We start from the raw sequence: 24,894 nt of genomic DNA, 5'->3' as shown, positions 1-24,894 counted from the left end.
TTGGATCTCCAGCAGCCACACATTTTGTGTACGACACCAATCACTGTGGGAGCGAGCTTGCTCGCGATGGCTGCGACTCGGTCTTCCTATCGGACCTTATCCTCACGCCCACGCAACACCATGTTCGGCATGGCAATCGCCGCCGCCAATCCCAACAACGATACCGCCGTGCTGACCATCAGCAAATGCCGGAAGGTCAGCAGCAGCTCGGCGCGCAACGCGTTCTGCGCATCCCCCGGCGCGGCGTTCAAGCCGTCCAGCAAGACACTCCCCGAACTGCCCTCGGCAATCATCGACGAACCGGCCAGGTGGGCGAAGCTCGAATCCTGCAACAACGCCAGCAGCAGCGCCGACATCAACGCCACGCCCACTGCGCCGCCCAACGAACGGAACAGGTTGGTGGTGCTGGTGGCGACACCGATGTCCCGTTGTGCCACCGAATTCTGCGTCCCGACCAATGACGTCGGGAACTGCATGCCCGAGGCAATCCCGCTGAGCAGCATGAACACGCTGCTCAGCAGCACAGCCTGCGGCGGGCTGAACGCCATGCCGATGATCGAGATTGGCATGAGTATGGCGCCGCTCAGGATCATCGGTTTGTAGCGCCCGGTCACCGAGGTCCGGCGGCCGGCGAAATACGCGCCAATCGGTAAACCAATGGCCAGCGGCAACAGATGCAGGGCGGCGCTGTCAGCCCCGGCACCAGTGACGCTCTGGAAGCGCAGCGGCATCAGCACAATCAACGAGATCGCCTGGAAACTGGTGAAGAAAATCGTGCACCAGCACAGGATCGCATTGCGATTGGCGAACAGGTGCATCGGCAGCAACGGTTCCCGTGCCCGGCGCTCGTGCCAGACGAACAATGCCAGAACGACTACCGCGCAGACGAGCAAGCCCAACACGTCGGCACTGCGCCACGAATGGCCCTGACCGACCTGGGTGATGCCCAGCAACAAGGCCGTCAAACCGATGATCATCAGCAAGGTGCCGAGGTAATCGATGACGGGTTTGCGTTGCGGTATAGGCAGTCCCACCAACGTGCGATTGGCCACCAGCCAGGCGCCAAGGCCCAGCGGCAGATTGATCAGGAACACCCAGCGCCAGGACAGGTATTCGGTCATGTAACCGCCAAGCACCGGGCCGGCCACACTGGCCACCGCGTACATGCTGCTGAAGTAACCTTGATAGCGGCCGCGTTCCCGAGGCGGCACGATGTCGCCGATGATCGCCTGGCTCACCGAAACCATCCCGCCGGCACCAATGCCCTGGATAATCCGCGCCAGCACCAGTTGCTCCATGCTCTGGGCCATGCCACAGAACAACGAAGCGAGCGTGAACACGCCCAAACCGAACAGCATCAACTTGCGGCGGCCGTACAGATCGCCGAGTTTGCCGTAGATCGGCACGGCCACCGTCATCGCCACCATGTAGCCGGAAATCACCCAGGCCAGCAGATTGACGTCCTTGAACTGCGCGGAAATGGCCGGCATCGACACGGCGACGATGGTCTGGTCCAGCGCGGCGAGAAAGATCGCCAGCATCAGCGCCATTAGCACACTGCGAATGGCTGATTTTGGCGTTTCAGGCTGGTTGAGATTGGTCACGGGTAAAACCTGCAGGCAGTGATTGACCCGCAAGGAGCAAGGCGAGCGGGGATGCTCGCCAGTGTAAGTCGGTAGCAGGCTATTCGATAGCCTCGTATGGAAGACCGACGTAATTTTCTGCAATGGTCTTTCGACCGGCCTCAGAGTCGACAAAGTAGGCCAACTCCGACTCGGTGATCCGCTGGCTGAAGGCGTCGTGATCGTCGAAGCGGTGCAGCATCGACGTCATCCACCAGGAAAAGCGCTCGGCTTTCCACACCCGGCGCAGGCACACCTCGGAGTATTTCTCCAGCAAGTCGACACGGCCTTCGCGGTAAACCTTCAGCAGGATATTGAACAACGTACTGACGTCGCTGGCCGCCAGGTTAAGGCCTTTGGCACCCGTCGGCGGGACAATGTGTGCGGCGTCACCGACCAGGAACATTCGCCCGTATTGCATCGGTTCGGCCACAAAACTGCGCAGCGGCGCGATGCTTTTTTCGATGGACGGTCCGGTCACCAATGACTCGGCCAACGCGCCAGGCAGGCGGCATTTGAGTTCATCCCAGAAGCGCTGATCGGACCAGTTTTCCACCTGTTCATCGGCTGGCACCTGTAGGTAATAACGAGTGCGCGTCGCCGAACGCATGCTGCACAGGGCAAAGCCGCGTTCGTGGCGGGCGTAGACCAACTCGTCATGGACCGGAGGGGTGTCGGCGAGAATCCCGAGCCAGCCAAACGGGTAGACCCGCTCGAACACCTTCAGGCTCTCGGCGGGAATCGACTGCCGTGCCACGCCATGGAAGCCGTCGCAACCGGCGATATAGTCGCAATCGAGCCGATACGTCTCACCGTCCTTTTCGAACGTGACAAACGCTTCATCGGTTTTCATGCCGTGAGGCACGACGTTTTGCGCCTCGTAGATCGTCATCGCCCCGGCGATCTGACGAGCGGCCATCAGGTCGCGCGTGACGTCGGTCTGGCCGTAGATCATCACGGTTTTGCCACCGGTCATGGCGCGCAGATCGATGTGCACCCGACGCCCCTCGAGGGCCAGTTCAAACCCGCCATGCACCAGCCCTTCGGCGTCCATGCGCTGCCCCACGCCGGCCTGGCGCAGCAGCTCTACCATGCCTTGTTCGAGAACACCGGCACGGATTCGACCGCGCACATAATCCGGCGTTTGGCGTTCGAGGATGAGGGTGTCGATGCCGGCGTTGTGCAGCAATTGGCCGAGCAGCAAGCCGGAAGGGCCAGCACCGATAATGGCAACTTGGGTTTTCAGGGTTTTCATTGTTTTTATGACTCGCAAGTTCCACGCGACCAAGGCCGGTGAATGATTTTTATGGATCGAGTGCTTGCATTTTTCACTTGCGAGTCTGTCAATTGAAGGTGAAAACTGAGCCGATACCTGGACATTCTGCCAATCGGTGCGATTATCGCCCGCCACATCCCCGAGGCCTGGATTGAAGTGATGAACAAGCCTGCCCTGCCTTCGATTCCGGTGTTCAAGCTCTATGGTGAAAGCCTCGACTGGCCGACCCCGGACTTGCTGCACTGTGAAACCATTTCCAAACGCAGCCGCGAACATCAATGGGAAATCAAACCCCATCGCCACGCCGATTTGTGTCAACTGCTCTTCGTTTTCAAAGGTCAGGCAGAGCTTGAAATCGAAGGCAAACGCACGCAATTGAGCGAACCGGCGATCCTGGTTTTGCCGCCGTTATCGGTGCATGGCTATCGTTTTTCCGAAGATGTCGAAGGGTTTGTCGTCACCCTGGCCACGCCGCTGATTGCGCATCTTCAAGCGCAACTGGGTCACTCGGTGAATGCCCTGGCCCACGCCGAAAGTTATCCGGCGGGCAAGGACAGCGACTACTTGAATAGCCTGTTTTCGGCGCTGCAAAGCGAATACACCGGCCATCAACCCGCGCGGGAAATGCTCATGCATTCGCTGGTCAGCGTGATCATGGTGTGGGTCAGCCGCCAGGTGCTTCAGCGCCGCTCGGCCACTCAGCGTCCGCAGCGTGCCCGGGAATACCTCAACGGTTTTATTCAATTGGTGGAGGAGACTTATCGCCAGCACGTCAAGGTCGAGGACCTGGCCCATCGATTGGGGATTTCCGTGTCGCACCTCAACGGCACCTGCCGTGAATTGGCGGGACAACCGGCGTTGCAGATCATGCACGAGCGTCAATTGCTGGAGGCCAAGCGTTTGCTGACCTACACCAGCATGACCATTTACGAAATGTCCGACGTGTTGGGGTTCTCTGATCCGACCAACTTCACGCGTCTTTTCCGGCGCCGAGTGGGGATCTCGCCCAAGGCTTTTCGCGACCGCTTGAAGGCCGATCAGGACAACCAAGCCTGATCCCCTGCGTTACCGGAGGGCGTTGAGGGTCGCGTTGTGGGGGATGCAGCGTTCAAAGTTGCAGCTCGCGTATTCACGGGGCAAGTTGCGTAGCTGTTCGACGCGCCAGGCGGCAGCGCCATACAGCCCGAGCGTGACGGCGCAGGTGACAAAAATCGCGAGGTATCTTCTTGTTTTGATGTTCATGGCGCTGACCTCTGAACGAATACCCTTCGGTATTACTTTAAGCATAGGTCAAGCCGGTAATATGTGTAGGAGCTGCCGAAGGCTGCGATCTTTTGATCTTGATTCTGATCTTCAGCGGTGCCGAGAAAGGCAAGATCAAAAGATCGCAGCCTTCGGCGGCTCCTACAAGGTGTATGCATTCCAAATCCAGGAGTTGGCGGGGTCTCTTAAAGACCCACATCCCACGCGGGTTCTTCGGGGAACCTCAACACCAGAAAATCCAGCAGGCTGCGCAACGCCGCCGGCATGTGTTTGCGTGAGGCATACACCGCGTACACGTTCATCTGTCTTGGTTCAGCCAGGGGCAGCAAGCGGATCAGTTCGCCGCTGTGGATATGCACGCCGGCCTGATAACTGGGGAGCATGGCCACGCCGGCACCGGCCATTGTCGCGCGCAGCAGGGTGCTGGCCTCGTTGGCGCTGATATTGCCCTGCACCGGCACCGAGACCGGTTCGCCGTCCTGCTCGAAATGCCAGAGGCTTTTGCCGAAATAGGAATGGGTCAGGCAATTGTGCAGGCTCAAATCCTCCACCCGCTGCGGTGTCGGGTGTTCGCGCAAGTAAGCGGGGGAGGCGCAGATCACCGAGCGGCAGACCGTCAGTCGCCGGGCGATCAGGTTCGGGTCGAGGTCGTTGCTGGTGCGAATCGCCAGGTCGATGCGCTCATCCACCAGGTTCACCGTGCGGTCGAGCATCTGCATGTCGATGCTGACGCCAGGGTAGCGCTTGACGTAAGCCGCCATGGCGTCCGCCAGTTGCGCCTGGCCGAACGAGGTGCTGACGCTGATGCGCAGCAGGCCACGCGGGGCATCATCCGGTTCGCTGACGGCGGCTTGCATGTCTGTGGATAAGTCGAGCATTTGTCGGCATCGGGGCAGGATTTCGTTGCCGGCAGCGGTCAGGCTCAATTTGCGGGTGGTGCGGTGCATCAGGCGCGCGCCGACCCAGTCCTCCAGTTCCGCCAGATACCGGGACACTACCGGGCGTGACAGGTCCAGATGATCGGCGGCGGCCGACTGGCTGCCGAGGTCAACGACCGTGACGAACACGCGCATTGCTTGTAGACGATCCATGATTTGCCCGCTTTTAGAAACAAACTATGTTCCAGCTTCGCATTTTTTGTACTGAGTCAGGCAACTAAGCTCTGTTCCTCTGTAGGAGCGAGCTTGCTCGCGATGGTCGCAAGAGCACCGCATTTACCCGGTTAAGCACGCGTTATCGTTAACGACCATCGCGAGCAAGCTCGCTCCTACAAAGGGTACTCATCAACCTACGGAGCAACACATGATCGGCTTCACTTCTCTCAAACGCCTATTGCTGGCCACCGCCATTCTCGGCTTCGCGGCCCACGCCGCGGCGGCCTCGACGCTGACGCTGGACGTGTACAACCCGGGCGAAAAAGCGATTTTCCCGGTGACCTCGGTATTGGTCAGCGGTGAGAAGGACGCAATCCTGGTCGACGCGCAATTAGGCAAATCCCAGGCCGAGCAGGTGGTGGAGAAGATCCGCGCCAGTGGCAAGCACCTGACCACCATTTACATCAGTCACGGCGACCCGGATTACTACTTCGGCCTCGACACCCTGACCCGCGCATTCCCGCAAGCCAAGGTGCTGGCCTCGCAGCCGACAGTTGATCACATCAAACAAACCGTCGACGGCAAACTGGCGTTCTGGGGACCGAAAATGGGGGCTGACGTGCCGACCAAGACTATCGTCCCGGACGTCCTTCAAGGTGACAGCCTGATCCTCGAAGGGCAGAAACTGCAGGTGGTGGGACTGGAAGGCAAGCAGCCAGATCGGACGTTCGTGTGGATCCCGTCGATCAAGGCCGTGGTCGGTGGCGTGGTCGTCGCAGAAAACATCCACGTCTGGATGGCCGACACCCAAACGGCGCAGTCCCATACCGACTGGTTGGCTACGCTGCACTCAATCGAGACCTTGAAACCGAAAACCATCGTGCCGGGCCATTACCTCGGTGACAGCGCCCGTTCGCTGACCGCTGTGCAGTTCACCGCCGATTACATCAAAGCCTTCGACGAAGAAACCATCCAGGCAAAAGATTCCGCCGCGTTAATCGCCGCGATGAAAAAACGTTACCCGGCACTGGGCGAAGAGAGCTCGCTGGTGCTGAGCGCCAAAGTCGCCAAGGGCGAGATGAAGTGGTAATTCGCGATAGCAGATGTTTTACGTCAAGCGCTTGACCCTGTAGGAGCTGGCGAAGCCTGCGATCTTTTGATCTTGCCGTTGCCGCAGCTGCCTAAAGATCAAAAGATCGCAGGCTTCGCCAGCTCCTACATAGGCACACCCAATTTCACTGGAGAATGTCATGAGTAAAATCGCAATCATCGGGGCCACCGGTCGTGCCGGTAGCCAGCTAGTGGAAGAGGCCCTGCGTCGTGGCCATAGCGTCACCGCCATCGCTCGCGATACTTCTAAAATCGGCGAACGTGTTGACATGGTCTGCAAAAACGTCGATGCGCTCGACCCACAAGCCTTGCAAGCGGCAATCGCGGGCAATGATGTGGTGATCAGCGCGGTGCATTTCTCGACGCTGGCGGCCAGCGCCGTGATCGGGCCGGTGAAGGCGGCCGGGGTGAAACGTCTGCTGGTGGTGGGCGGAGCCGGCTCGCTGTTGCTGCCGGACGGAACCCGCGTTATCGACAGCAAGGGCTTCCCGCAGGCGTACAAGGCTGAGGCGAGTGCCGGCACGGTATTTCTTGAAAACCTGCGTCAGGAAAAGGATCTGGACTGGTCCTTCCTGTCGCCGTCGGCGGAGTTTGTCGAAGGCGAACGCACCGGCAAGTTCCGGATCGGTAACGATGATTTGCTGGTGAGCAGTGCAGGGCGAAGCTGGATTACGTTCGCCGATTTTGCGATTGCAATGATCGACGAAGTGGAAGCGCCGAAGCATTCACGGCAACGGTTTACAGTCGGGTACTGAATCCCGCAACACCGCAACCCTGTTGTAGGAGCGAGCTTGCTCGCGATGGAGTGTCAGACACATTGATGTCGACTGACACACCATCGCGAGCAAGCTCGCTCCTACAGGGTGCTTGGTTTACCTGGATTGCGCTTGTGCCACCAACCACCCCAACAATTCCTGCAACTTCGGCGAAGGTGCTGGCTTCTGCGGAAGCACCAGGTAATACGCCAACCCTGTTTTTACCTTCAATTCGAACGGCATCACCAGGCGCCCGGCGCTCAGGTCATCGCCAATCAACGACCAATCCCCAATCGCCACGCCCGTCCCTTGTGAGGCCATCGACATCGCCAGGTCCAGCGTTTCGAAATGCTGACCTTTACTGACATTGCTCAAACGAACATCAGCGGTGGCCAGCCACGCCTTCCAGTCCCGTTCATCCCGGGTCGGGTGCAGCAGCATGTGCTGCTCCAGGTCCTTCGGCGTCTGCAGCGGCACCGGGCCTTCGAGCAGAGGCTTGGAACAGACGGGGGTCAGTTGTTCATCGAACAGAAGTTGGGACGCCATTGAATGGTCCGGCGGTGCGCCGTACATCACCGCAGCATCGAATTGTTCACGATGAAAATCCACGCCGTGTTTGACCGTGGTGGTCAATTCCACCGGCACGTCCGGGCGCTCCCTTTGCCACTGCAACAGACGCGGCAACAGCCAGCGCATGACACAGGTCGGGGCCTTGAGTTGCAGGGTTTCGCGCTTCTCGCCGATCTGTTCTACAGCGTCGTCGATCAGCTCGAAAATCTGCTGGACCCGTGGCAGCCATTCCCGTCCCTCAGCGGTCAGGTCAAGGCCTCGGGCCTGACGAATAAACAACTCATAACCCAGATGATCTTCCAGCCCTGCAATCTGCCGACTCACCGCGCCTTGGGTGATGTGCAGTTGCTCGGCGGCGCGCGTGAAGTTGCAGCACTGCGCGGTGATCAGAAAGGTGTGCAGCGCCGGCAGGGGAGGGAGTCGTTTCATTGGGATCCAAGGTATGACGTGAGGACATGGCTAGTATGACTTTTTATCCATTGTTGCGGCTACCTGTCGCCCGTTCCAATGAGGCCATCCCTGGACCTGCGAATCCATCATAAACACTGCGCAGGCCCGGCGTCTCAAACGAACAAGAAGGGCAATGACATGGCGACGTGCGGCGAAGTATTGGTCAAGTTACTCGAAGATTACGGGGTTGAGCAGGTATTCGGCATTCCCGGGGTTCACACCGTGGAGCTGTACCGCGGGCTGGCCCGTTCGAGTATCAACCACGTCACTCCGCGTCACGAACAAGGCGCCGGTTTCATGGCCGACGGTTATGCTCGCACCAGCGGCAAGCCGGGTGTCTGCTTCATCATCACCGGCCCAGGCATGACCAACATCACCACAGCGATGGGTCAGGCGTACGCCGATTCGATCCCGATGCTGGTGATCTCCAGCGTACAGTCCCGCAGCCAATTGGGCGGTGGTCGCGGCAAGCTCCACGAGCTGCCGAACCAAAGCGCATTGGTCGGCGGCGTGGCGGCGTTCTCCCACACCCTGATGTCGGCGTCCGAACTGCCGGGCGTTTTGGCCCGTGCTTTCGCGCTGTTCCAGGCAGGCCGTCCGCGTCCGGTGCACATTGAAATTCCTCTGGACGTGCTGGTGGAAGAAGCCGATGACCTGCTCGCCAGCCTTCCGGTCACCATCGACCGTGCCGGTGCTTCGCCGAGCGCGATCAGCCGCATGACCGAATGGCTGGCCGGCGCCAAACGCCCGCTGATTCTTGCCGGTGGCGGCGCCATTGATGCGGCTGCGGAGCTGACTGAGCTGGCCGAATTGCTGGACGCGCCAGTGGCCCTGACCATCAATGCCAAAGGCATGCTGGAATCCGCCCACCCATTGCTGATCGGCTCAACCCAGAGCCTGGTCGCCACCCGCGCCCTGGTGGCCGAGGCCGACGTGGTGTTGGCCATCGGCACCGAACTGGCCGAGACCGACTACGACGTCACCTTCGCCGGTGGTTTCGAGATTCCCGGTGTGCTGCTGCGTGTGGACATCGACCCAGACCAAACCGTGCGCAACTACCCGCCGAAGGTCGCGCTGGTGGCTGACTCGCGCAACGCCGCTCAAGCGTTGCTGAGCGAACTGTCCCGTCACTCGCTGGCCGAACGCCGCAACGATTGGGGTCAGGTCCGCGCCGCACGTTTGCGTGAAGAGCTGGCCGCCACATGGGACGCTCCGACACTGGCCCAGACCCGTTTCCTTGAAACCGTTCTGCACGAATTGCCGGACGCGGTTTTCGTCGGCGATTCGACCCAACCGGTGTACACCGGCAACCTGACGTTCAACCCGGAGCGCCCGCGCCGCTGGTTCAACTCATCGACCGGTTACGGCACCCTCGGCTACGCATTGCCGGCGGCGATCGGCGCCTGGCTCGGCGGTAGCGCCGAAGAGGGAACACGTCCACCCGTGGTGTGCCTGATCGGCGACGGCGGCCTGCAATTCACCCTGCCAGAACTGGCCAGCGCCGTTGAAGCGCGCACCCCGGTCATCGTCCTGCTGTGGAATAACCAGGGCTACGAAGAAATCAAAAAGTACATGGTCAACCGCGCCATCGAGCCAGTCGGCGTGGACATCTACACCCCGGACTTCATCGGCGTGGCCAAGGCCCTGGGCTGCGCGGCCGAGGCCGTCAACGGTGTAGAGCAACTGCGTATCGCACTGCGTGCCGCTGCCGATCGTCAGGGCCCGACCCTGATTGAAATCGATCAGACCCACTGGATGACGGCGGTGTCGAAATGAGTTTCCCAATCACTCTGGACGGCCTGTATATCGACGGCCAATGGTCGGCGGGCGACGAACACTTGCGCGTGATCAACCCGGCGACCGAAGCCTTGTTGACCACCGTTAACGGCGGCGATGCACAGGCCGTCGATCAAGCCGTGAATGCGGCGACCGAAGCCTTCAAGGGCTGGTCGCAAACCACCGGCGCCGAGCGCGGCGCGATCCTGCGCAACATCGCCGCAGGCGTGCAGGCCCGTCGCGAGCAGTTGATGCACGTACAGTCGAGCAACAACGGCAAACCGTTGTTCGAAGCGGCCATCGATGTCGATGACGTGATCGCCACGTTCGAGTATTACGCCGGTCTGGCCGAAGGCCTGGACGCGAAACAGGACAGCAACGTCGAGCTGCCAACCGACGACTTCAGTGCTCGTGTGCGCCGCGAACCGTGCGGCGTAGTAGGCCTGATCGTGCCGTGGAACTTCCCGATGGTCACCACGGCCTGGAAACTGGCCCCGGCCCTGGCCGCCGGTTGCTGCGTGGTGCTCAAACCTTCGGAAGTCACGCCACTGCCGGAGCTGGAGCTGGCGGCGATCATCGCCGAGGCCGGCCTGCCCAAGGGTGTGTTCAACCTGGTCTGCGGCACCGGCCTGGCGGTCGGCGCGCCGATGTCGGCTGACCCGCGCATCGCCAAGATTTCTTTCACCGGCAGCAACGCTGTGGGCGTGCAGGTCATGCAACGCGCAGCAGAAACCGTCAAAGGTGTGAGCCTGGAACTGGGCGGCAAATCCTCGCTGCTGGTGCTGGCTGATGCCGACATTGAACTGGCGGTGGAAGTGGCCTGCGGCGGTGGTTTCTTCAACGCCGGGCAGATGTGCTCCGCCACCAGCCGCGTGCTGGTCGCCGATGAACTGGCCGAGGAATTCCTCCTGCGTTTGAAGGCCCGCGCCGAAGCCATTCGTGTGGCTGACCCGTTCGACCCGAACGTGGAAATGGGGGCGCTGGTCAATCAGGCGCAATACCAGCGCGTGCTGGGTCATATCGATCGTGGTTTGAGTGCCGGGGCGAAGCTGGTTTGCGGCGGTAATCGTCCAGCGGACCTGCCGCGCGGTTATTTTTTGCAGCCGACGATTTTCACCGACGTGCCCTCAGGCAGTGCGCTGTGGTGTGAAGAAGTTTTTGGCCCGGTGATCTGCGTGCGCAGTTTTGCCTCCGAAGCCGAGGCGATTGCCCTGGCTAACGACAGCCAGTTCGGCTTGGTGGCCAGCGTGGTCACGCGTGACGCCGAAGCGGCCGATCGGGTCGCCAACGCTTTGCAGGCGGGGCTTGTGTGGATCAATGCGCCGCAAGTGATCTTCCCGCAGACCGCCTGGGGTGGCTACAAACAGAGCAGCATCGGCCGCGAATTAGGGCCGTGGGGCCTGCAGGCTTTCCAGGAAATCAAACATGTGATTCGGGCCGTCTGACGGCACGAAAATGGTCAGTGCATGCCTCGAAAGGAGGCATGCACTGACGTCATGGCTTCGATGAGTTTTTATCGATAGTCAGGTGTTTTACACGACCTCAGGATGAACCCGCAGGCGTAGCTCAAACCCCCGTGAATACGGGGCTTGAAGCTGATTTTGCCGCGAGGATGCAACGGTTGCGACCAGCCTCATACCTACAAAAACAAAGGGAGTCCGTAATGGGCGAGCATGATCTGAATAGACGTCAATTTATCAAAACCGTGGGCGTAGCCTCGGTGGCAGCAGCGGCCATGAGCATGCCGTTCATGAAAGCCAATGCCAGCGACACACGTTTTGCGGGCAAGACCCTGCGTTTGCTGACCTGGTCCGATGACACCGGCCTGGCAGCCCTGCGCAACATCGCCGCGACCTTCGAAGACAAGTACGGCTGCAAGGTCATCGCTGACCGCACCGGCAGTACCTCGGAAATGGTTGCCAAGCTCAAGGCTGGCGGTGATCGTCCGCAGTACGACGTCATCACCCTGGCAGGCGTCGGCGCCGAAGGTCTGGCCGCCGCCGGGTTGCTGGAAAAACCCGACCTCAATCGCATTCCCAACCTGGTGGATGTACCCGAGAAGTACCGCACCGGCGCCAATGGCCACGGTATCGGTTATCTGCTCTGGTGCAACAGCCTCGTCTACAGCACTCGCACCCAGAAAGAAGCCCCGAACAGTTACGCCTCGTTGTGGGACGCTGACGCGGCGCCAAACATCTTCCTGCCGCCGCCAAACTGGACCGAGGCCATGGACCTGATCATCATCGCCGCCAAACTGGCCGGTGGTGACGAACACAACATTGAGCCGGGCTTCAAGAAACTCGCCGAGCTGAAATCTCGTGTGGTGACCCTGGGTGAAAACCCGAACCAGATCGCCGAGCTGTTCCGCACCGGTTCCCTGGACATGGGCGGCCTGTACGCGCCTGCGTTCTTCCCGAAACAGATCCGCGATCCGGCCTACGGCCTGAGTGCAACCTTTGGCATGAAGGAAGGTTTCTACACCGACTTGATGCAATCGGTTATGCCGAAAAACCGTCCGGGCGACGCCGACATGGCATACGCGTTCATCAACCACTCTCTGGACCCGTTGGTGCAGGGCAAGATGGCTGAAGACATCTACAACGGCCCGGTCAACGCCAAGGCGATCATCTCCGCCGAAGCGCGCAAGAGCCCGTACATCCTCACGCCTGAGCAGATTGCCGAGAAGGCGATCATGCACGACAACGCCTTCCTGGCCACCGTGCATGACCAATGGATTCGTCGCTACACGGAAATCTTTTCTTCCTGATCCGTAGGCGCTGCCGGAGGCTGCGATCTTTTGATCCTGGTCTTCGGTGGCTCTGAAAAAGATCAAAAGATCGCAGCCTCCGGCAGCTCCTACAGGGGCTCCGGGCGCGAGATATTCCTGATCTGCCATTGACGAGACCCTTGCTATGGAACACCAACCTCTGACTCATCCGGTCGTCGCCGCACCCGCGCGTGCCAACCGGGGTGTTTCGCCCACGACGCGTGCCTGGATTTTCCTCTCGCCGTCGATGTTGTTTCTCGGCGTGCTGATTGCCGCCAGCCTTCTGGTACTGCGCATGAGCGTCGGCACCAAAGGCGCGGAATGGACCGGGTTCAGCCTGGCCAGTTACGCCCAATTGCTGGAACCGTATTACCTCAAATCCTTGCTGCTGACCCTGCGCCTGGCCTTGATCAGCGCAGTGATCGCCGTTGTGCTGGCGATCCCGGTGGCGTACACCATGTCGCGGCTGACCTCGCCGTTTGTGCGACGGATCTTTCTCGCGGCGGTGCTGTTGCCGTTGCTGGTCAACCTGTTGCTGCAAAGCTACGGCTGGCTGGTGATTCTCGGCCCGGGCGGGATGCTCAATCAGGCGCTGATGGGCCTGGGCCTGATCACGCGGCCGATCATGCTGCTGTACAACCAGAACGGCGTCTTGATGGGCCTGGTGCAAACCGCGTTTCCGTTGGCCGTGCTGCCGATTGCCAGCGCCATGCGCGGCGTCGCCCGTACCTACGAAGAAGCCGCTGCCACCCTGGGCGCCAGTCGCATGCAAGTGTTCCGTCAGGTGGTTCTGCCGATGAGTTTTCCGGGGATCATCACCGGTGCGACGTTGGTGTTCGCTTATAACGCCAGCAGCTTCGTGGTGCCTTTGCTCCTCGGTGGCCGCCGTGTGCCGATGCTGGCAGTGATGGTCCATGACCAGATCGCGCCGCTGATGAACTGGCCCGCCGCGTCCGCTGCCGGTGTGGTGCTGATTGTCACCACCCTCGCGATCATGACTTTGTCTGAATACATCACTGGCCGTCGTCGGCGCATGCTGGAGGCTTCCCAATGAGCACCCTGATCAAGAAGCGTCACTCGCTGCTGCCGGGCGAAACCGGCAAATTTGCCGGTGTGTTGTCGGGCTTCATCCTGCTGCTGGCGGTATTGCCGATCCTCACCATGATCGTGATGTCGTTCAGCGGTTCGTCGAACCTCGACTTCCCGCCGAGCAGCTACAGCCTGCAATGGTACAAGGCCGCCTGGCACACCTTCGTGTCGCCGGATTCCAGCGATGTGCTGAGCCTCGGCAAAGCCATGACCACCAGCCTGATGGTGGCGTGCCTGACCATGGTCTTCGCCACGATCATCGCGGTACCGGCGGCCTATGCGCTGACCCGTTGCGAGTTCCGCGGCAAAGCCGTGGCGCTGCAACTGATGTCGCTGCCGTTGGTGTTTCCGATGGTGGTACTGGGGCTGGCGTTGCTGCTGGTGTTCGACAGTCTGCCGTTCCAGATGACCACCTCGCGCTTGGTGATTGCCCACGTGATTCTGGCGCTGCCCTTCGTGGTGAAGAACTGCACCGCGGCGATGCTCTCCATCGGCAGCGAAGTCGAAGAGGCCGCGCAGATGCTCGGTGCTTCGCCGACACGGGCGATTGTTGATGTGGTGGTACCGCTGATGAAATCGGGGATCCTGGCGGGCATGCTGCTGGCGTTCATCGTTTCTTTCAACGAATTCACCGTGACCTATTTCCTCTACACCATCGACGTCATGACCGTGCCGATCTGGATGTACAGCCGCACCGTGTCTTCGCTCGACCCAACCGTATTCTCGTTCGCCGTGCTGATCGTGCTGATCGACTTCGTCCTGATCTGGGCGTTGGAGAAGCTGGTTGGTGAAGGTGGCGTTTCGTTCTGATTCTTGAGGTGCAACATGACTGGTCTGATTCTGGAAAACGTCGAGAAACGCTACGGCTCGGCTTGCGCGGTAAAAGATGTAAACCTGCATTTGCCGGAAGGCAAACTGGTGTGTTTCCTCGGCCCTTCGGGCTGCGGTAAAACCACCTTGCTGCGGATGATCGCAGGGCTCGAAACCCTGTCCGGCGGTGAGATTCGCCTGGACGGTGAAGACATTGGCCACACCCCGGCGCACGAGCGCAATTTCGGCATGGTGTTTCAATCCCTGGCACTGTTCCCGCACATGACGGTGGGCGAGAACATCGCGTATCCGCTGAAACTGCGCGGGGTCAGCAAGGCTGATCAGCAGGCGCGGGTGGTGGAGTTGCTGGAACTGATTCAGCTGCAGGAAATGATTGATCGCCCGGTGGCGAAACTCTCTGGCGGGCAGCGTCAGCGTGTGGCGATTGCCCGGGCGATTGCCTCGCGTCCGAAAATCCTCCTGCTCGACGAACCGTTGTCGGCGCTGGATGCCAAGTTGCGTGAGTCGATGCAGGTGGAAATCCGCCAACTGCAACAGCGCTTGAACATCACCACCATCTTGGTGACCCACGACCAGCGTGAAGCCATGACCATGGCTGACATCGTCGTGGTGCTGGGTGAGCATCGGGTGCAACAGGTGGGCACGCCGATCGAGATTTACCGGCACCCGGCCAACGAGTTCGTCGCGGACTTCATCGGCTCGGGCAACATCTTCCCGGCCACGGCGCTGGGTAACGGCAAGGTAGGCTTGCCGGGTGGCGATGCGCTCGAAGTGCCGATCTGCAGCAGCATTGTGGTCGGCGAGAAAGTGAAGATGCTGATTCGCCCTGAGGACCTGCAACTGTCGCATCCGCAGGCAACGGCGGGGAATCGGTTGCTGGGCAAGGTGACGTTCGTGCGCGATATCGGTGCGACGATTGAAACGACGGTGGAATGTTCCGGGGTTTCGTTTACAGCATTGAGTACGCCGAGTCAGGGTTTTGGGTTGAACATTGGCAATCCGGTGTCGGTGACATTGCCGGCAGAGGCGTGCCGCGTTCTCAGCGCCTGACTATAAAGATAGAGTGCCTGTGCTGGCCTCTTCGCGGGCAAGCCCGCTCCCACAGTTGATCTGAGGTGTTCACATGTTCTGTGTTCACTGGAGAGCCAATGTGGGAGCGGGCTTGCCCGCGAAGGGGCCATTAGTCACACAACAAAATTCGGGCTAAACCGACAACCGCAACCGCGCCAAATCCCGCAACGGCGGCGCCCCGAACAATCGGCTGTACTCCCGGCTGAACTGCGAAGGGCTTTCATAGCCGACGCGATACCCCGCCGCCGAAGCTTCCAGCCCCTCCGCCAGCATCAACCGCCGTGCTTCCTGCAAACGCAGCTGCTTCTGATATTGCAACGGACTCATGGCCGTCATCGCCTTGAACCGGTGATGCAGCGTCGACACGCTCAGGTTCACTTCCTTCGCCAGGTCATCGATACGCAACGGTTGCTCATAGTTGCCGTTGAGCCATTTGATTGCCTGGCTGATGCGATGGCTTTGGCTGTTGGCGATGGCAATTTCGTACAGCCGATAGCCCTGCTTGCTGCGCAACAGTCGATAGAGAATCTCCCGGCGAATCAGCGGCGCAAGCATGGCGATGTCTTTCGGCGTCTGCAGCAAGCGGGCCAGGCGCAGCACCGCGTCGAGCAGGGCGGTGTCGATCCGTTCGACGTACAGGCCGCGCCCGGTTGGCCGTGCGGGCACACCGAGGGGGCCGGCGTCGGCAATCAGCGCGGTGATTTCCGCCGGGTCGATGTCCAGTCGCACGGCCAGGATCGGTTCTTGCGGCGAAACATTGACCACCCGCCCGCTCAAAGGCATCGAGACCGAGACCACCAGGTAATTCAGTGGGTCGTAATTGAATAGCTCATCGGCGAGCCGAACTTCCTTGCGACCTTGGGCCATGATGCACAACGCCGGTTGCGCCAACACCGGGGCGAATTCGTGGGACTGGGTGTGACGCGACATGAACAGCGAGCCGACGGCAGTGGCATAAGTGCCATCCTCCGCAGTATTGCTGCGGATAATGGCGGCCAGTTCCGCGCGCTGTTTCTCCATGTCGGCATCCAGCGGGGCTTGGAAATGATCGAGCGACGACATGCAGGGCATCCTCGGTGAGGCGTGGGTAATGAGCCGAGCTTAAATTTGTGCAAGGAACAGCGATAGACACATCCTGCCAAAAGCTTGCCTGATTCTGCACGGGGTTGCAGGGCGGCGCTGCCATGGCAGCCTGTTGCAGGGAAAACTTGCTTGAAACTCGTGTTTCAGTCCCGTGACAGGATTTGCACGGTTTACAGGTGCGGCCAGCAGCCTCGCAGGATTGTGCAACAAGCCGGCAGGAATCGACTAACGGGACGGCGTGCGGGTGATTAACCTGTGAACCTGTCGCAGCCCGTCCCACGGCTGCCACTCGAGTACCTGGGAGGGTTGAACATGTCTACGCAAATTCCCGTCAGTCATATGGCCTTTGTCCGCGCCCGCGCCGGGCGTTCAGCCGAACTCGGTGCGCGCCTCAGTGCCCTGATCGAACCGTCCCGCAGCGCACCGGGCTGCCTGAATTTTGCCTTGCAACACTCGCAATGCGATCCGGAGTTGTGGCTGGTGTCCGGTTCCTGGACCCATCAAACGGCCATGACGGCCTACTTCAATACGCCGGCCATGGAGATTTTTGCCGAGCTGGTGCAGGAGATGGTAGTCAATAGCCTGGATTTTCATACCTTCAAGGACGTGTCGGCCGCCCAGGCGCTCGGGCAGTCCCAGTCGTGGGTACACAAAATGGCGGGTTGAGGGTTTAATGGCTCAACTTTCCATTAGCCAGGATCCGCGATATGGCACGCAAAGCCTTTGAACACTTCGAAGCCGTTTCAGCCGTAATACCGGGCGAGGGTGGTTACCACGCCGCGATCGCCGTCAAAGCCCTGGGTGGGGCAGGTGCACCGAGCTTTCACAAAGTCCTCGAAGGCCAGACCTTCAAGACCGCGCACGCCGCCGATGAAGCCGCCGCCAAAGAGCTGACTCGCCTCAAGGACGTCAAAGAAGACAGCGACCTGCTTTGGTAACCTACCTTTTCGCCCCTGGGCGATACATCTTGAACAATGCGTCTGGCCCGAGCTGGAAGTAATCCGCGGGCCCTCCGCCGCGCAGAATCGGTTCTGCCGCGGCGGTGTCGTACACCCCATCCTTCAATAGCCACTTGGCGATATGCACGGCGACCACCTCGCCAAGAATCAGCCAGCTCGGCACCACGTTCCCGTCAGCGCGCTGCAACTGAATGATCTGTGTCACCTTGCACTCAAAGGACACCGGACTTTCGGCAACCCGTGGCACCTGAATGATTTTCGACGCAACGGGCGTCAGCCCCGACAGTTCGAACTCATCGACCTCAGGCACGACCATGGCGCTGCTCTGGTTCATCTGCTCGGCCAGTGGCCGGGTCGCCAGGTTCCAGGCGAATTCGCCGGTCTGTTCGATGTTGTTCAGGCTGTCTTTGCGCCCGACGCTGGAAAAACCAATGATCGGTGGAATGTAGTTGAAGGCATTGAAGAAGCTGTAGGGCGCCAGGTTCAGGCGGCCTTCGGCATCCTGTGAAGAAATCCAGCCGATGGGGCGCGGGCCGACGATCGCGTTGAACGGGTCATGGGGCAGGCCGTGGCCGTTGGCGGGTTCGTAGAAATGGATGTCGTCAGCCATGGCGCGGGGTTCCTGAAATCGGTTCGTAGCGAAGGGGGCCATAGTGCAAGCGGTGGCCGGCAATTTCCAGTGTCGCAAATGCGGTGCATTGGCTTGTGTGACAGATTTTTCATAAAGCACCTACCTAATTTTCACGGCCTCACCTTCAGTCTGCGCGGCGTCCAAAGCCTGAGAAACGGCTGCCCTGACTATTGGAGCTTTACCCTCGATGAACAAACTGCCTCAAATCACCTTGGCGTTCTGGGTGATGAAAATCTGCGCGACGACCCTGGGGGAAACCGCGGGGGATTTGCTGTCGATGACCCTTAACGTCGGTTACGCCGTCAGCTCGCTGATTTTGATCAGCGTATTCGTGCTGACGCTCATCACGCAGTTGATGGCAAAAACCTACAAGCCGGTGCTGTACTGGATCGTGATTTTGTCGACCAGCACGGCCGGCACCACGATGTCCGATTTCATGGACCGCACCCTGGGCCTGGGCTATGCCACAGGGTCGATGATCCTGATTGCGATTCTGATAGGCATTTTTGCGGCATGGCGCCTGAGCGGTGATTCGCTGAACGTGACCAAGGTCCAGACCTTTCGCGGCGAGATGTTCTATTGGATGGCGATTCTGTTTTCCAACACCCTGGGCACGGCGCTCGGCGATTACCTGGCCGACGATTCGGGTCTGGGTTTTGCCGGTGGTGCGTTGTTGATCGGCTCGACCATTGCGTTGGTGGTGCTGTTGAAGTACTTCACGCGGATTTCGTCGGTGCTGCTGTTCTGGGTGGCGTTTGTACTGACCCGGCCCTTCGGCGCGACGTTGGGTGATTTCCTGACCAAACCGCATGAAAAGGGCGGTCTGGATTTCGGCACTATTGGTTCGTCGCTGGTATTGGCGGGGGTTCTGGTGGTGATGATTGCGGGGGCTTCGTATGCGCAGAACGCGTATGGGAAGCGGGCGGTTGTCGAGTTGACTTGATACCGAGTCGCGGCCTTCGCGAGCAAGCCCGCTCCCACAAGGGGCTGGTGTACACCAATTCAATGTGGGAGCGAGCCTGCTCGCGAAGGCGGTGTAACAGGTGACTTCTATGTTGAATGCTAGTCAGCTATCGCGAGCAGGCTCGCTCCCACAGGGTTTTGGGTTGATGCCGGCATTTATGTAAGCCCGGCCGAAGCCGGGCTGTGGACCTTCATCCAGCTATCAGCCGATAGCTTCTGCTGTGCCGGTTTTGTCGAAACCGTCAGCAGCATAGGTATCTGAGTGGGCGCGTTCGACAGAAGCGCTGGCTTCGGAGGCAAAAGAGGCCGAGCCGGTTTTGTCGTAACCATCGGCCGCGAAGGTGTTGGCGCCCAGCACGGAAAGGGTCAGGGCGAGGATCAGTTGGATTTTCATGGTGTTTACTCCAGGTTCGTTCGCAGTGAATACGTTCAGGCGCTGATTCAGGGCCTGTAACCGATATACGTGCGTCAGGCTGATGTGGATGCGGTCAACTGCAGAATGCTGCTGGAGCGTTAACCGATCGTTATCTGCTGGAGGGATTTGCCGAGGGTGTTGGCGGGGGGTGGAGCAGATTGTGATCGACGCGAAACCGCGGCGCGGCCTTCGCGAGCAAGCCCGCTCCCACATTTGACCGAGTTCTGTCAGAAGAATGCGGTCAAGTGTGGGAGCGAGCTTGCTCGCGAAGAGGCCGGTACAGACGACCTGGATTAGTCCGTCTCGATCCGCGAATGCTTGCGGGTGTCTTTCATGGTCACGTAGACCAGCAACGACACCGCAATGCACGCCGTCACATACCAGTAGTAACCGGTTTCCATGCCAATGCTCTTGAACCACAGCGCGATGTATTCAGCGGTGCCGCCAAAGATCGACACGGTCAGCGCGTACGGCAAACCAACGCCCAGCGCACGAATCTCGGTCGGGAACAGTTCGGCTTTGACCACCGCGTTGATCGAGGTGTAGCCGCTGACAATGATCAGCGCCGCCATGATCAGGAAGAACGCGCCCCACCAGGATTGAACGGTGTGCAGGGTGGTCAGGATCGGCACGGTGAACAGTGTCCCCAGGATGCCGAAGGCAATCAGGATCGGCCGACGACCGACCTTATCCGACAACCCGCCCACCAGCGGTTGCAAACACATGAACAGGAACAACGTGGCCGCCGAAATCGTGGTGGAGTCGGAGATGCTCATGCCGACCGTGTTCACCAGGTATTTCTGCATGTACGTGGTGTAGGTGTAGAACGCCAGGGTGCCGCCCATGGTCAGGCCGACCACGGTCATCAATTCCTTTGGATGGCGCAGCAAGGTGCGCATCGCGCTTTCCTTGGCCTTCTCTTTCTTGGTGAACGACTCGGTTTCTTCCATGCCCCGACGCAGGTAAAGCGCGACCACGGCACACAGCGCGCCGATGGCGAACGGGATGCGCCAGCCCCAATCGTAGAGTTGCTCGGTGGTCAGGGTCTGTTGCAGCACGATCAACACCGCCAGGGCGATGAGCTGACCAGAGATCAGGGTCACGTACTGGAAGCTGGAGTAGAAGCCGCGACGTTCCTTGGTCGCCATCTCGCTGAGGTAAGTCGCCGAGGTGCCGTACTCGCCACCGACCGACAGGCCTTGCAGCAAGCGCGCGAACACCAGCAGGATCGGCGCGCCGATGCCGATGGTTTCGTAACCCGGGCTCAGGGCGATCAGCAGGGAGCCGAAGCACATCAGATAGACCGAGGCCATCAACGCGCGTTTGCGACCGGCGCGGTCCGCGTAGAGGCCCATGAGCCAGCCACCGATCGGGCGCATCAGGAAACCCACGGCGAAAATCGCGGCGGTGTTCAGCAGTTGTGCGGTGGTGTCGCCTTTGGGGAAAAAGGCTTTGGCGAAGTACAGGGAGAAGGCGGCGTAGACGTACCAGTCGTACCACTCGACCATGTTGCCGACCGAGCCGCTGAAGATCGATTTGATGCGGCTGGACGTGGTTCGTTCTTTGGCGGGCACGGCAGCCGACCCAAGGGGCAGGGCGTTGGAGTTATCCATTGAAGGATCCTTCGTTTAATTGTTTTTGTGGAGCGCGTTTAAACGCAGCCTGCGAGGGCTATAGCAGGAGGTGTGCCAAGGGGGAGAGGGGCGGTTTAGAGGGGTTTTGAAGTTTGAGTGAGCGGAAATCCGCTTATTGGAAGTTGGGTGTAAGCGGAAAATTGCTTATATGGCTCTTGGGTTTGTGCCGTCTGTGCCGGCCTCTTCGCGGGCAAGCCCGCTCCCACAGGTTTTGTGGCGATCACATAATGTATGGACACCCCGGACACTGTGGGAGCGGGCTTGCCCGCGAAGAAGCCAGTCCAGACACCAAAGATTTAGTTGCCTTGCACAAACATCTCACGGGTCAAGCCATGCCGCTGCATCTTTTCATTGAACGTGCGGCGCGGCAGTTGCAGCTCTTCAAGCACCGCTTTCACATCCCCCTTGTGCCGGGTCAATGCCGCGCGCAAGCAATGTGCTTCAAACGCTTCCTGCTGCGCCGCCAGCGATTGCCCCGGATCGATGCCCGCAGGTGTAGGCTCGCCCAGTCCCAACACCTGGCGCTCGGCAACGTTCGCCAGTTCGCGCACATTGCCCGGCCAGTCGTGGCTCAGCAGATGGCTCAACTGCGGACCGGTCAACGGTGGAAAGGTCCGGCCCAAGCGCTCGGCGGCCTGTTGGGCAAATGATTCGAACAGCATCGGAATATCTTCTCGACGTTCGCGCAACGGCGGCAGACGCAACTCGGCCACGTTCAATCGATAGGCCAAATCTTCGCGAAAGCGTCCGGCGCGAGCCTCATCCAGCAGGTCGGGCTTGGTCGCGGCAATGATCCGCAAGTCCACGCGAATGCTCTGGTTCGAACCCAGACGCTCGAGCTTTTGCTCCTGCAATACCCGCAGCAATTTCACCTGCTGGGCCAGCGGCATGCTTTCGATTTCATCGAGAAACAGCGTGCCGCCATCGGCGTATTCGAGCTTGCCGATGCGTTTGCCCTGGGCGCCGGTGAAGGCGCCGCTCTCGTGACCGAACAGCTCGGCTTCGAACAACTGCTCCGGAATCGCCGCACAATTGAGGGCCACAAATGGCTGGCTGGCGCGCGGACCGAAGTCATGCAGGCAGCGGGCAACCAATTCCTTGCCGCTGCCGGTTTCACCGCGGATCAACACGTTGACCGGCAACGCCGCGAGGTCCAGCACCTGCCGACGCAAGGTCTGCAAACCACGGGACACCCCGAGCAATGTCGCATCGAGTTTTGCGCGGTTGTCCGCTAGCTGGTGCAAGGCGCGGTTTTCCAGTACCAGCCGGCGCTTGTCCAACGCGCGGCGCAAGCTGCCGAGCAGGGTTTCGGGGCTGAAGGGTTTTTCCAGAAAGTCGTAGGCGCCATCGCGCATCGCATCGACGGCCATCGGCACATCGCCGTGGCCGGTCAGCAAAATGACCGGCAAGTCGGCATCACGGCGCTGCACTTCGGCCAGCAATTGCAGACCGGTCATGCCGGGCATGCGCACGTCACTGAGAATCACGCCGGGGAAGTGCTCGGGCAACTGCGCCAGGCATTCATCGGCGCGGCTGAACAGCTGCACCTCGAACCCCGACAGGCTCAGCCACTGTTCGACGGCACTGCGGATGCTGCTTTCGTCGTCGACCACCATCACTGAATTCAGCATGCGCCAGGCACCTCCGGATCGATCGGCAGCGTCAGGGTGAACACGGCGCCGTTGCCCTGATTGCCCGCACTCAGGCGGCCGCCCGATTCGTGAACGATGGCAAACGATACCGCCAGGCCAATGCCCAGACCATCGCCCACCGCTTTGGTGGTGAAAAACGGATCGAACACTTTCGGCAGATGGTCTTCGGCGATGCCGCCACCGTTGTCGGCGACGGTCAGGCGCCAGAGTTGTTCGTCGGCTTCGAGGCGGATTTCCAGGCGCTTGCAGGGTTTGTCCTGCATCGCATCCAGGGCGTTGCGCAGCAGATTGATCAACACCTGTTCCAGACGAATCGCATCGCCGCGCACCCAGGCCGGGCGCGTCAGGTGCAAGACGGTGCTGACCTGTTCATCGCGCAACCTTGTGTCGAGCAGGTGCAACGATTGGTCGACCACGGCGGCAAGATCAAGACGTTCGCGCAAGCCGCTGGGGCTTTTGCGGGCGAAGGTTTTCAGGTGGCCGGTGAGAGCCGCCATGCGCGTCAGCATGTCATCCACTGGTTTGAGCGCCTTGTAGGCGTCGTCGACCCGGCCGTGATCGAGCAGCAGGCGCAGCGTCGCGAGTTGCATGCGCTGCGCGGTCAGCGGCTGGTTGATCTCATGGGCCAGCGCAGCAGACATCTGGCCAAGAGCAGCGAGTTTGGCCGATTGCACCAGCCCATCTTGCGCGGTGCGCAAGTCGCGGGTGCGTTCTTCCACCAGTTGTTCGAGTTCTTCGCGACTGCGCTGGCGCATTTTCGCCAGGCGCCAGCGCTGGTTGAGAAACAGCAGCAGGAACACCAGCGTCAGCCACAATCCGGCAGCGGCGAGCGCGGCGTTGCGGCTGTCTTCGAAGGCGACTTGCGGGCGGCGCAACAGGTGCAGCGTCCAGCCTTCGGTGGCCAGCGGCAGGGATTCCCACAGGTAATCCTTCTTTCCGTCGGGGCCATCGACCCGTGCCAGGTCACTGTTGTCGTCGAAGCGTCGCAGCGATTGATAGTCAAGCAGCGTCAGCGGCTGCTTGTCGTATTGGCGGGTGGCCTTGAGTTCGGCGTGATCACTGTCGTTCAACGGTTTCAGCGAGCGATAGCGCCAGCCCGGCTGGTTGGCGATGAAGATGATCCCCCGTGCGTCGCTGACCAACAGCGTGTCGCTGCCCTGGCTCCATTCGCGCTCCAGTTCCGGAAACTCGAGTTTCACCACCATCGCGCCGAGAAACCCGCCGTCGTCATCAGTGACGGCGCTGGACAGGAAGTAACCCGGAATCCCGCTGGTCACGCCCACCGCATAAAAACGCCCGGTGCCCTGGGTGCGGGTCTGGCTGAAGTAGGGACGAAAACCGTAGTTGTGGCCGACATAACTACTGGGCAAGCGCCAGTTGCTCGCCGCCACGGCCAGGCCGGTGTGATCGAGCAGTTCGAGGGTCGAGGACTCGGCGGCCCCGTTGATCTTTTCCAGCTTGCGGTTCAGCGCGTCCTGTTGCCCGGGGCTCACCGACCCCTTGAGCGCCGAACGCAATTCCGGGTCCAGCGCCAGCACGGCGGGCAGGGCGCGGTAACGTTCGATCAGGGTGTGCAGTGACGTGGCGTACAGCGCCAGCTGCTGATTGGCGCGGGCAGCGTCTTCCACCAAGGCCTGACGCTCGGCGTGACGCATGGCCAGGGTGGCTGCGAGGGCGGCGCCGGCGAGGATCACAACGGTGTACAACGTCAGGCGCAGAGGGCGCGAAAACTCAGACATGCGGGGCATTACACACGTATTCGGGAGGGCCCGCACCATAACATGGGCTTCCCCCGTCATCCCACTGTAGGAGCGAGCTTGCTCGTGATGGACGTTAACGATAACGCGTACTTCCTGAATAAACGCATTATCGTTAACGTCCAT

23 protein-coding genes are annotated in these 24,894 nt (G+C 60.3%); 12 read left to right on the top strand and 11 right to left on the bottom strand.

Going from position 1 to position 24,894, the window contains the following annotated elements:
* Positions 1-86 precede the first annotated feature (86 nt).
* Both JFU37_RS28030 and pobA read right to left on the bottom strand, forming a co-directional pair.
* Positions 87-1,604 carry a DHA2 family efflux MFS transporter permease subunit gene (locus JFU37_RS28030; RefSeq protein ID WP_201120364.1) on the bottom strand — a complete coding sequence of 506 codons (1,518 nt, stop codon included), beginning with the start codon at positions 1,602-1,604 and terminating at the stop codon, positions 87-89.
* A 79-nt stretch (positions 1,605-1,683) separates the two neighbouring features.
* A complete protein-coding gene (pobA, locus tag JFU37_RS28025) occupies positions 1,684-2,877 on the bottom strand; it encodes a 4-hydroxybenzoate 3-monooxygenase (protein ID WP_201120362.1) in 1,194 nt (397 codons plus the stop codon).
* A gap of 180 nt (positions 2,878-3,057) precedes the next feature.
* Between pobA and JFU37_RS28020 the strand changes: the two genes are divergently transcribed.
* Positions 3,058-3,954 carry a helix-turn-helix domain-containing protein gene (locus tag JFU37_RS28020; protein ID WP_201120360.1) on the top strand — a complete coding sequence of 299 codons (897 nt, stop codon included), beginning with the start codon at positions 3,058-3,060 and terminating at the stop codon, positions 3,952-3,954.
* 9 nt (positions 3,955-3,963) lie between these two features.
* Here the strand turns inward: JFU37_RS28020 and JFU37_RS28015 are convergent, their stop codons facing one another.
* On the bottom strand, positions 3,964-4,140 hold the full coding sequence (locus tag JFU37_RS28015; RefSeq protein WP_201120358.1) for a hypothetical protein: 177 nt from the start codon (positions 4,138-4,140) through the stop codon (positions 3,964-3,966).
* Between the two features lie 206 nt (positions 4,141-4,346).
* Positions 4,347-5,252, bottom strand: coding sequence for a LysR family transcriptional regulator (locus JFU37_RS28010; RefSeq protein WP_207201754.1), 906 nt, complete (start codon positions 5,250-5,252; stop codon positions 4,347-4,349).
* A gap of 211 nt (positions 5,253-5,463) precedes the next feature.
* Here JFU37_RS28010 and JFU37_RS28005 point away from each other — a divergent pair, with 211 nt between their 5' ends.
* Together JFU37_RS28005 and JFU37_RS28000 are read left to right on the top strand one after the other, a co-directional pair.
* On the top strand, positions 5,464-6,345 hold the full coding sequence (locus JFU37_RS28005) for an MBL fold metallo-hydrolase (protein WP_201120356.1): 882 nt from the start codon (positions 5,464-5,466) through the stop codon (positions 6,343-6,345).
* Between the two features lie 160 nt (positions 6,346-6,505).
* Complete coding sequence (locus JFU37_RS28000) at positions 6,506-7,120, top strand: NAD(P)-dependent oxidoreductase (RefSeq protein ID WP_201120354.1); 615 nt, start codon at positions 6,506-6,508, stop codon at positions 7,118-7,120.
* A gap of 117 nt (positions 7,121-7,237) precedes the next feature.
* Here JFU37_RS28000 and JFU37_RS27995 read toward each other — a convergent pair whose 3' ends face one another.
* On the bottom strand, positions 7,238-8,119 hold the full coding sequence (locus JFU37_RS27995) for a LysR substrate-binding domain-containing protein (protein WP_201120352.1): 882 nt from the start codon (positions 8,117-8,119) through the stop codon (positions 7,238-7,240).
* 159 nt (positions 8,120-8,278) lie between these two features.
* Between JFU37_RS27995 and JFU37_RS27990 the strand changes: the two genes are divergently transcribed.
* The 6 genes from JFU37_RS27990 (at position 8,279) to JFU37_RS27965 (ending at position 15,653) form a co-directional block, all read left to right on the top strand.
* Positions 8,279-9,916, top strand: a complete 1,638-nt coding sequence (locus tag JFU37_RS27990; RefSeq protein ID WP_201120350.1) for a 5-guanidino-2-oxopentanoate decarboxylase — start codon at positions 8,279-8,281, stop codon at positions 9,914-9,916.
* Positions 9,913-11,361 carry an aldehyde dehydrogenase family protein gene (locus JFU37_RS27985; protein WP_201120348.1) on the top strand — a complete coding sequence of 483 codons (1,449 nt, stop codon included), beginning with the start codon at positions 9,913-9,915 and terminating at the stop codon, positions 11,359-11,361. The genes JFU37_RS27990 and JFU37_RS27985 overlap by 4 nt, the downstream gene beginning before the upstream one ends.
* A 218-nt stretch (positions 11,362-11,579) precedes the next feature.
* Entirely contained in the window at positions 11,580-12,683 is a 1,104-nt protein-coding gene (locus tag JFU37_RS27980) for an extracellular solute-binding protein (RefSeq protein WP_201120346.1), read from the top strand.
* Between the two features lie 145 nt (positions 12,684-12,828).
* Positions 12,829-13,737, top strand: a complete 909-nt coding sequence (locus tag JFU37_RS27975; RefSeq protein ID WP_201120345.1) for an ABC transporter permease — start codon at positions 12,829-12,831, stop codon at positions 13,735-13,737.
* A complete protein-coding gene (locus JFU37_RS27970; protein WP_201120343.1) occupies positions 13,734-14,582 on the top strand; it encodes an ABC transporter permease in 849 nt (282 codons plus the stop codon). The genes JFU37_RS27975 and JFU37_RS27970 overlap by 4 nt, the downstream gene beginning before the upstream one ends.
* Before the next feature lie 15 nt (positions 14,583-14,597).
* The gene (locus tag JFU37_RS27965; protein ID WP_201120341.1) at positions 14,598-15,653 is read left to right on the top strand and encodes an ABC transporter ATP-binding protein; all 1,056 of its coding nucleotides are present in this window, start codon (positions 14,598-14,600) and stop codon (positions 15,651-15,653) included.
* 153 nt (positions 15,654-15,806) lie between these two features.
* Here JFU37_RS27965 and JFU37_RS27960 read toward each other — a convergent pair whose 3' ends face one another.
* Positions 15,807-16,736 carry an AraC family transcriptional regulator gene (locus tag JFU37_RS27960; RefSeq protein ID WP_201120340.1) on the bottom strand — a complete coding sequence of 310 codons (930 nt, stop codon included), beginning with the start codon at positions 16,734-16,736 and terminating at the stop codon, positions 15,807-15,809.
* Positions 16,737-17,069: 333 nt separating this feature from the next.
* Here JFU37_RS27960 and JFU37_RS27955 point away from each other — a divergent pair, with 333 nt between their 5' ends.
* Both JFU37_RS27955 and JFU37_RS27950 read left to right on the top strand, forming a co-directional pair.
* A complete protein-coding gene (locus JFU37_RS27955) occupies positions 17,070-17,423 on the top strand; it encodes a putative quinol monooxygenase (protein WP_201120339.1) in 354 nt (117 codons plus the stop codon).
* A gap of 41 nt (positions 17,424-17,464) precedes the next feature.
* The gene (locus JFU37_RS27950; protein WP_201120338.1) at positions 17,465-17,695 is read left to right on the top strand and encodes a hypothetical protein; all 231 of its coding nucleotides are present in this window, start codon (positions 17,465-17,467) and stop codon (positions 17,693-17,695) included.
* Between the two features lies 1 nt (position 17,696).
* Here JFU37_RS27950 and JFU37_RS27945 read toward each other — a convergent pair whose 3' ends face one another.
* Positions 17,697-18,326: a flavin reductase family protein gene (locus JFU37_RS27945; protein WP_201120337.1), complete on the bottom strand. Its 630-nt coding sequence runs from the start codon at positions 18,324-18,326 to the stop codon at positions 17,697-17,699.
* Between the two features lie 208 nt (positions 18,327-18,534).
* On the opposite strand from JFU37_RS27945, the gene JFU37_RS27940 reads away from it, so the two are divergent.
* On the top strand, positions 18,535-19,290 hold the full coding sequence (locus JFU37_RS27940) for a COG4705 family protein (RefSeq protein ID WP_201120336.1): 756 nt from the start codon (positions 18,535-18,537) through the stop codon (positions 19,288-19,290).
* 222 nt (positions 19,291-19,512) lie between these two features.
* Here the strand turns inward: JFU37_RS27940 and JFU37_RS27935 are convergent, their stop codons facing one another.
* The 4 genes from JFU37_RS27935 to JFU37_RS27920 form a co-directional block, all read right to left on the bottom strand.
* A complete protein-coding gene (locus JFU37_RS27935; RefSeq protein ID WP_201120331.1) occupies positions 19,513-19,704 on the bottom strand; it encodes a hypothetical protein in 192 nt (63 codons plus the stop codon).
* 314 nt (positions 19,705-20,018) lie between these two features.
* Positions 20,019-21,338: an MFS transporter gene (locus JFU37_RS27930; RefSeq protein ID WP_201120329.1), complete on the bottom strand. Its 1,320-nt coding sequence runs from the start codon at positions 21,336-21,338 to the stop codon at positions 20,019-20,021.
* Between the two features lie 317 nt (positions 21,339-21,655).
* Positions 21,656-22,990, bottom strand: coding sequence for a sigma-54-dependent transcriptional regulator (locus JFU37_RS27925; protein WP_201120327.1), 1,335 nt, complete (start codon positions 22,988-22,990; stop codon positions 21,656-21,658).
* Positions 22,984-24,750 carry a sensor histidine kinase gene (locus JFU37_RS27920; protein WP_201120326.1) on the bottom strand — a complete coding sequence of 589 codons (1,767 nt, stop codon included), beginning with the start codon at positions 24,748-24,750 and terminating at the stop codon, positions 22,984-22,986. Before JFU37_RS27920 ends, JFU37_RS27925 begins: the two co-directional genes overlap by 7 nt.
* Positions 24,751-24,894 lie beyond the last annotated feature (144 nt).

This window comes from Pseudomonas sp. TH41, from assembly GCF_016650695.1.
GTDB lineage: Bacteria > Pseudomonadota > Gammaproteobacteria > Pseudomonadales > Pseudomonadaceae > Aquipseudomonas.
Note: the sequence above shows the minus strand (reverse complement) of the source record. Positions and strands in the feature narration are given on the sequence as shown.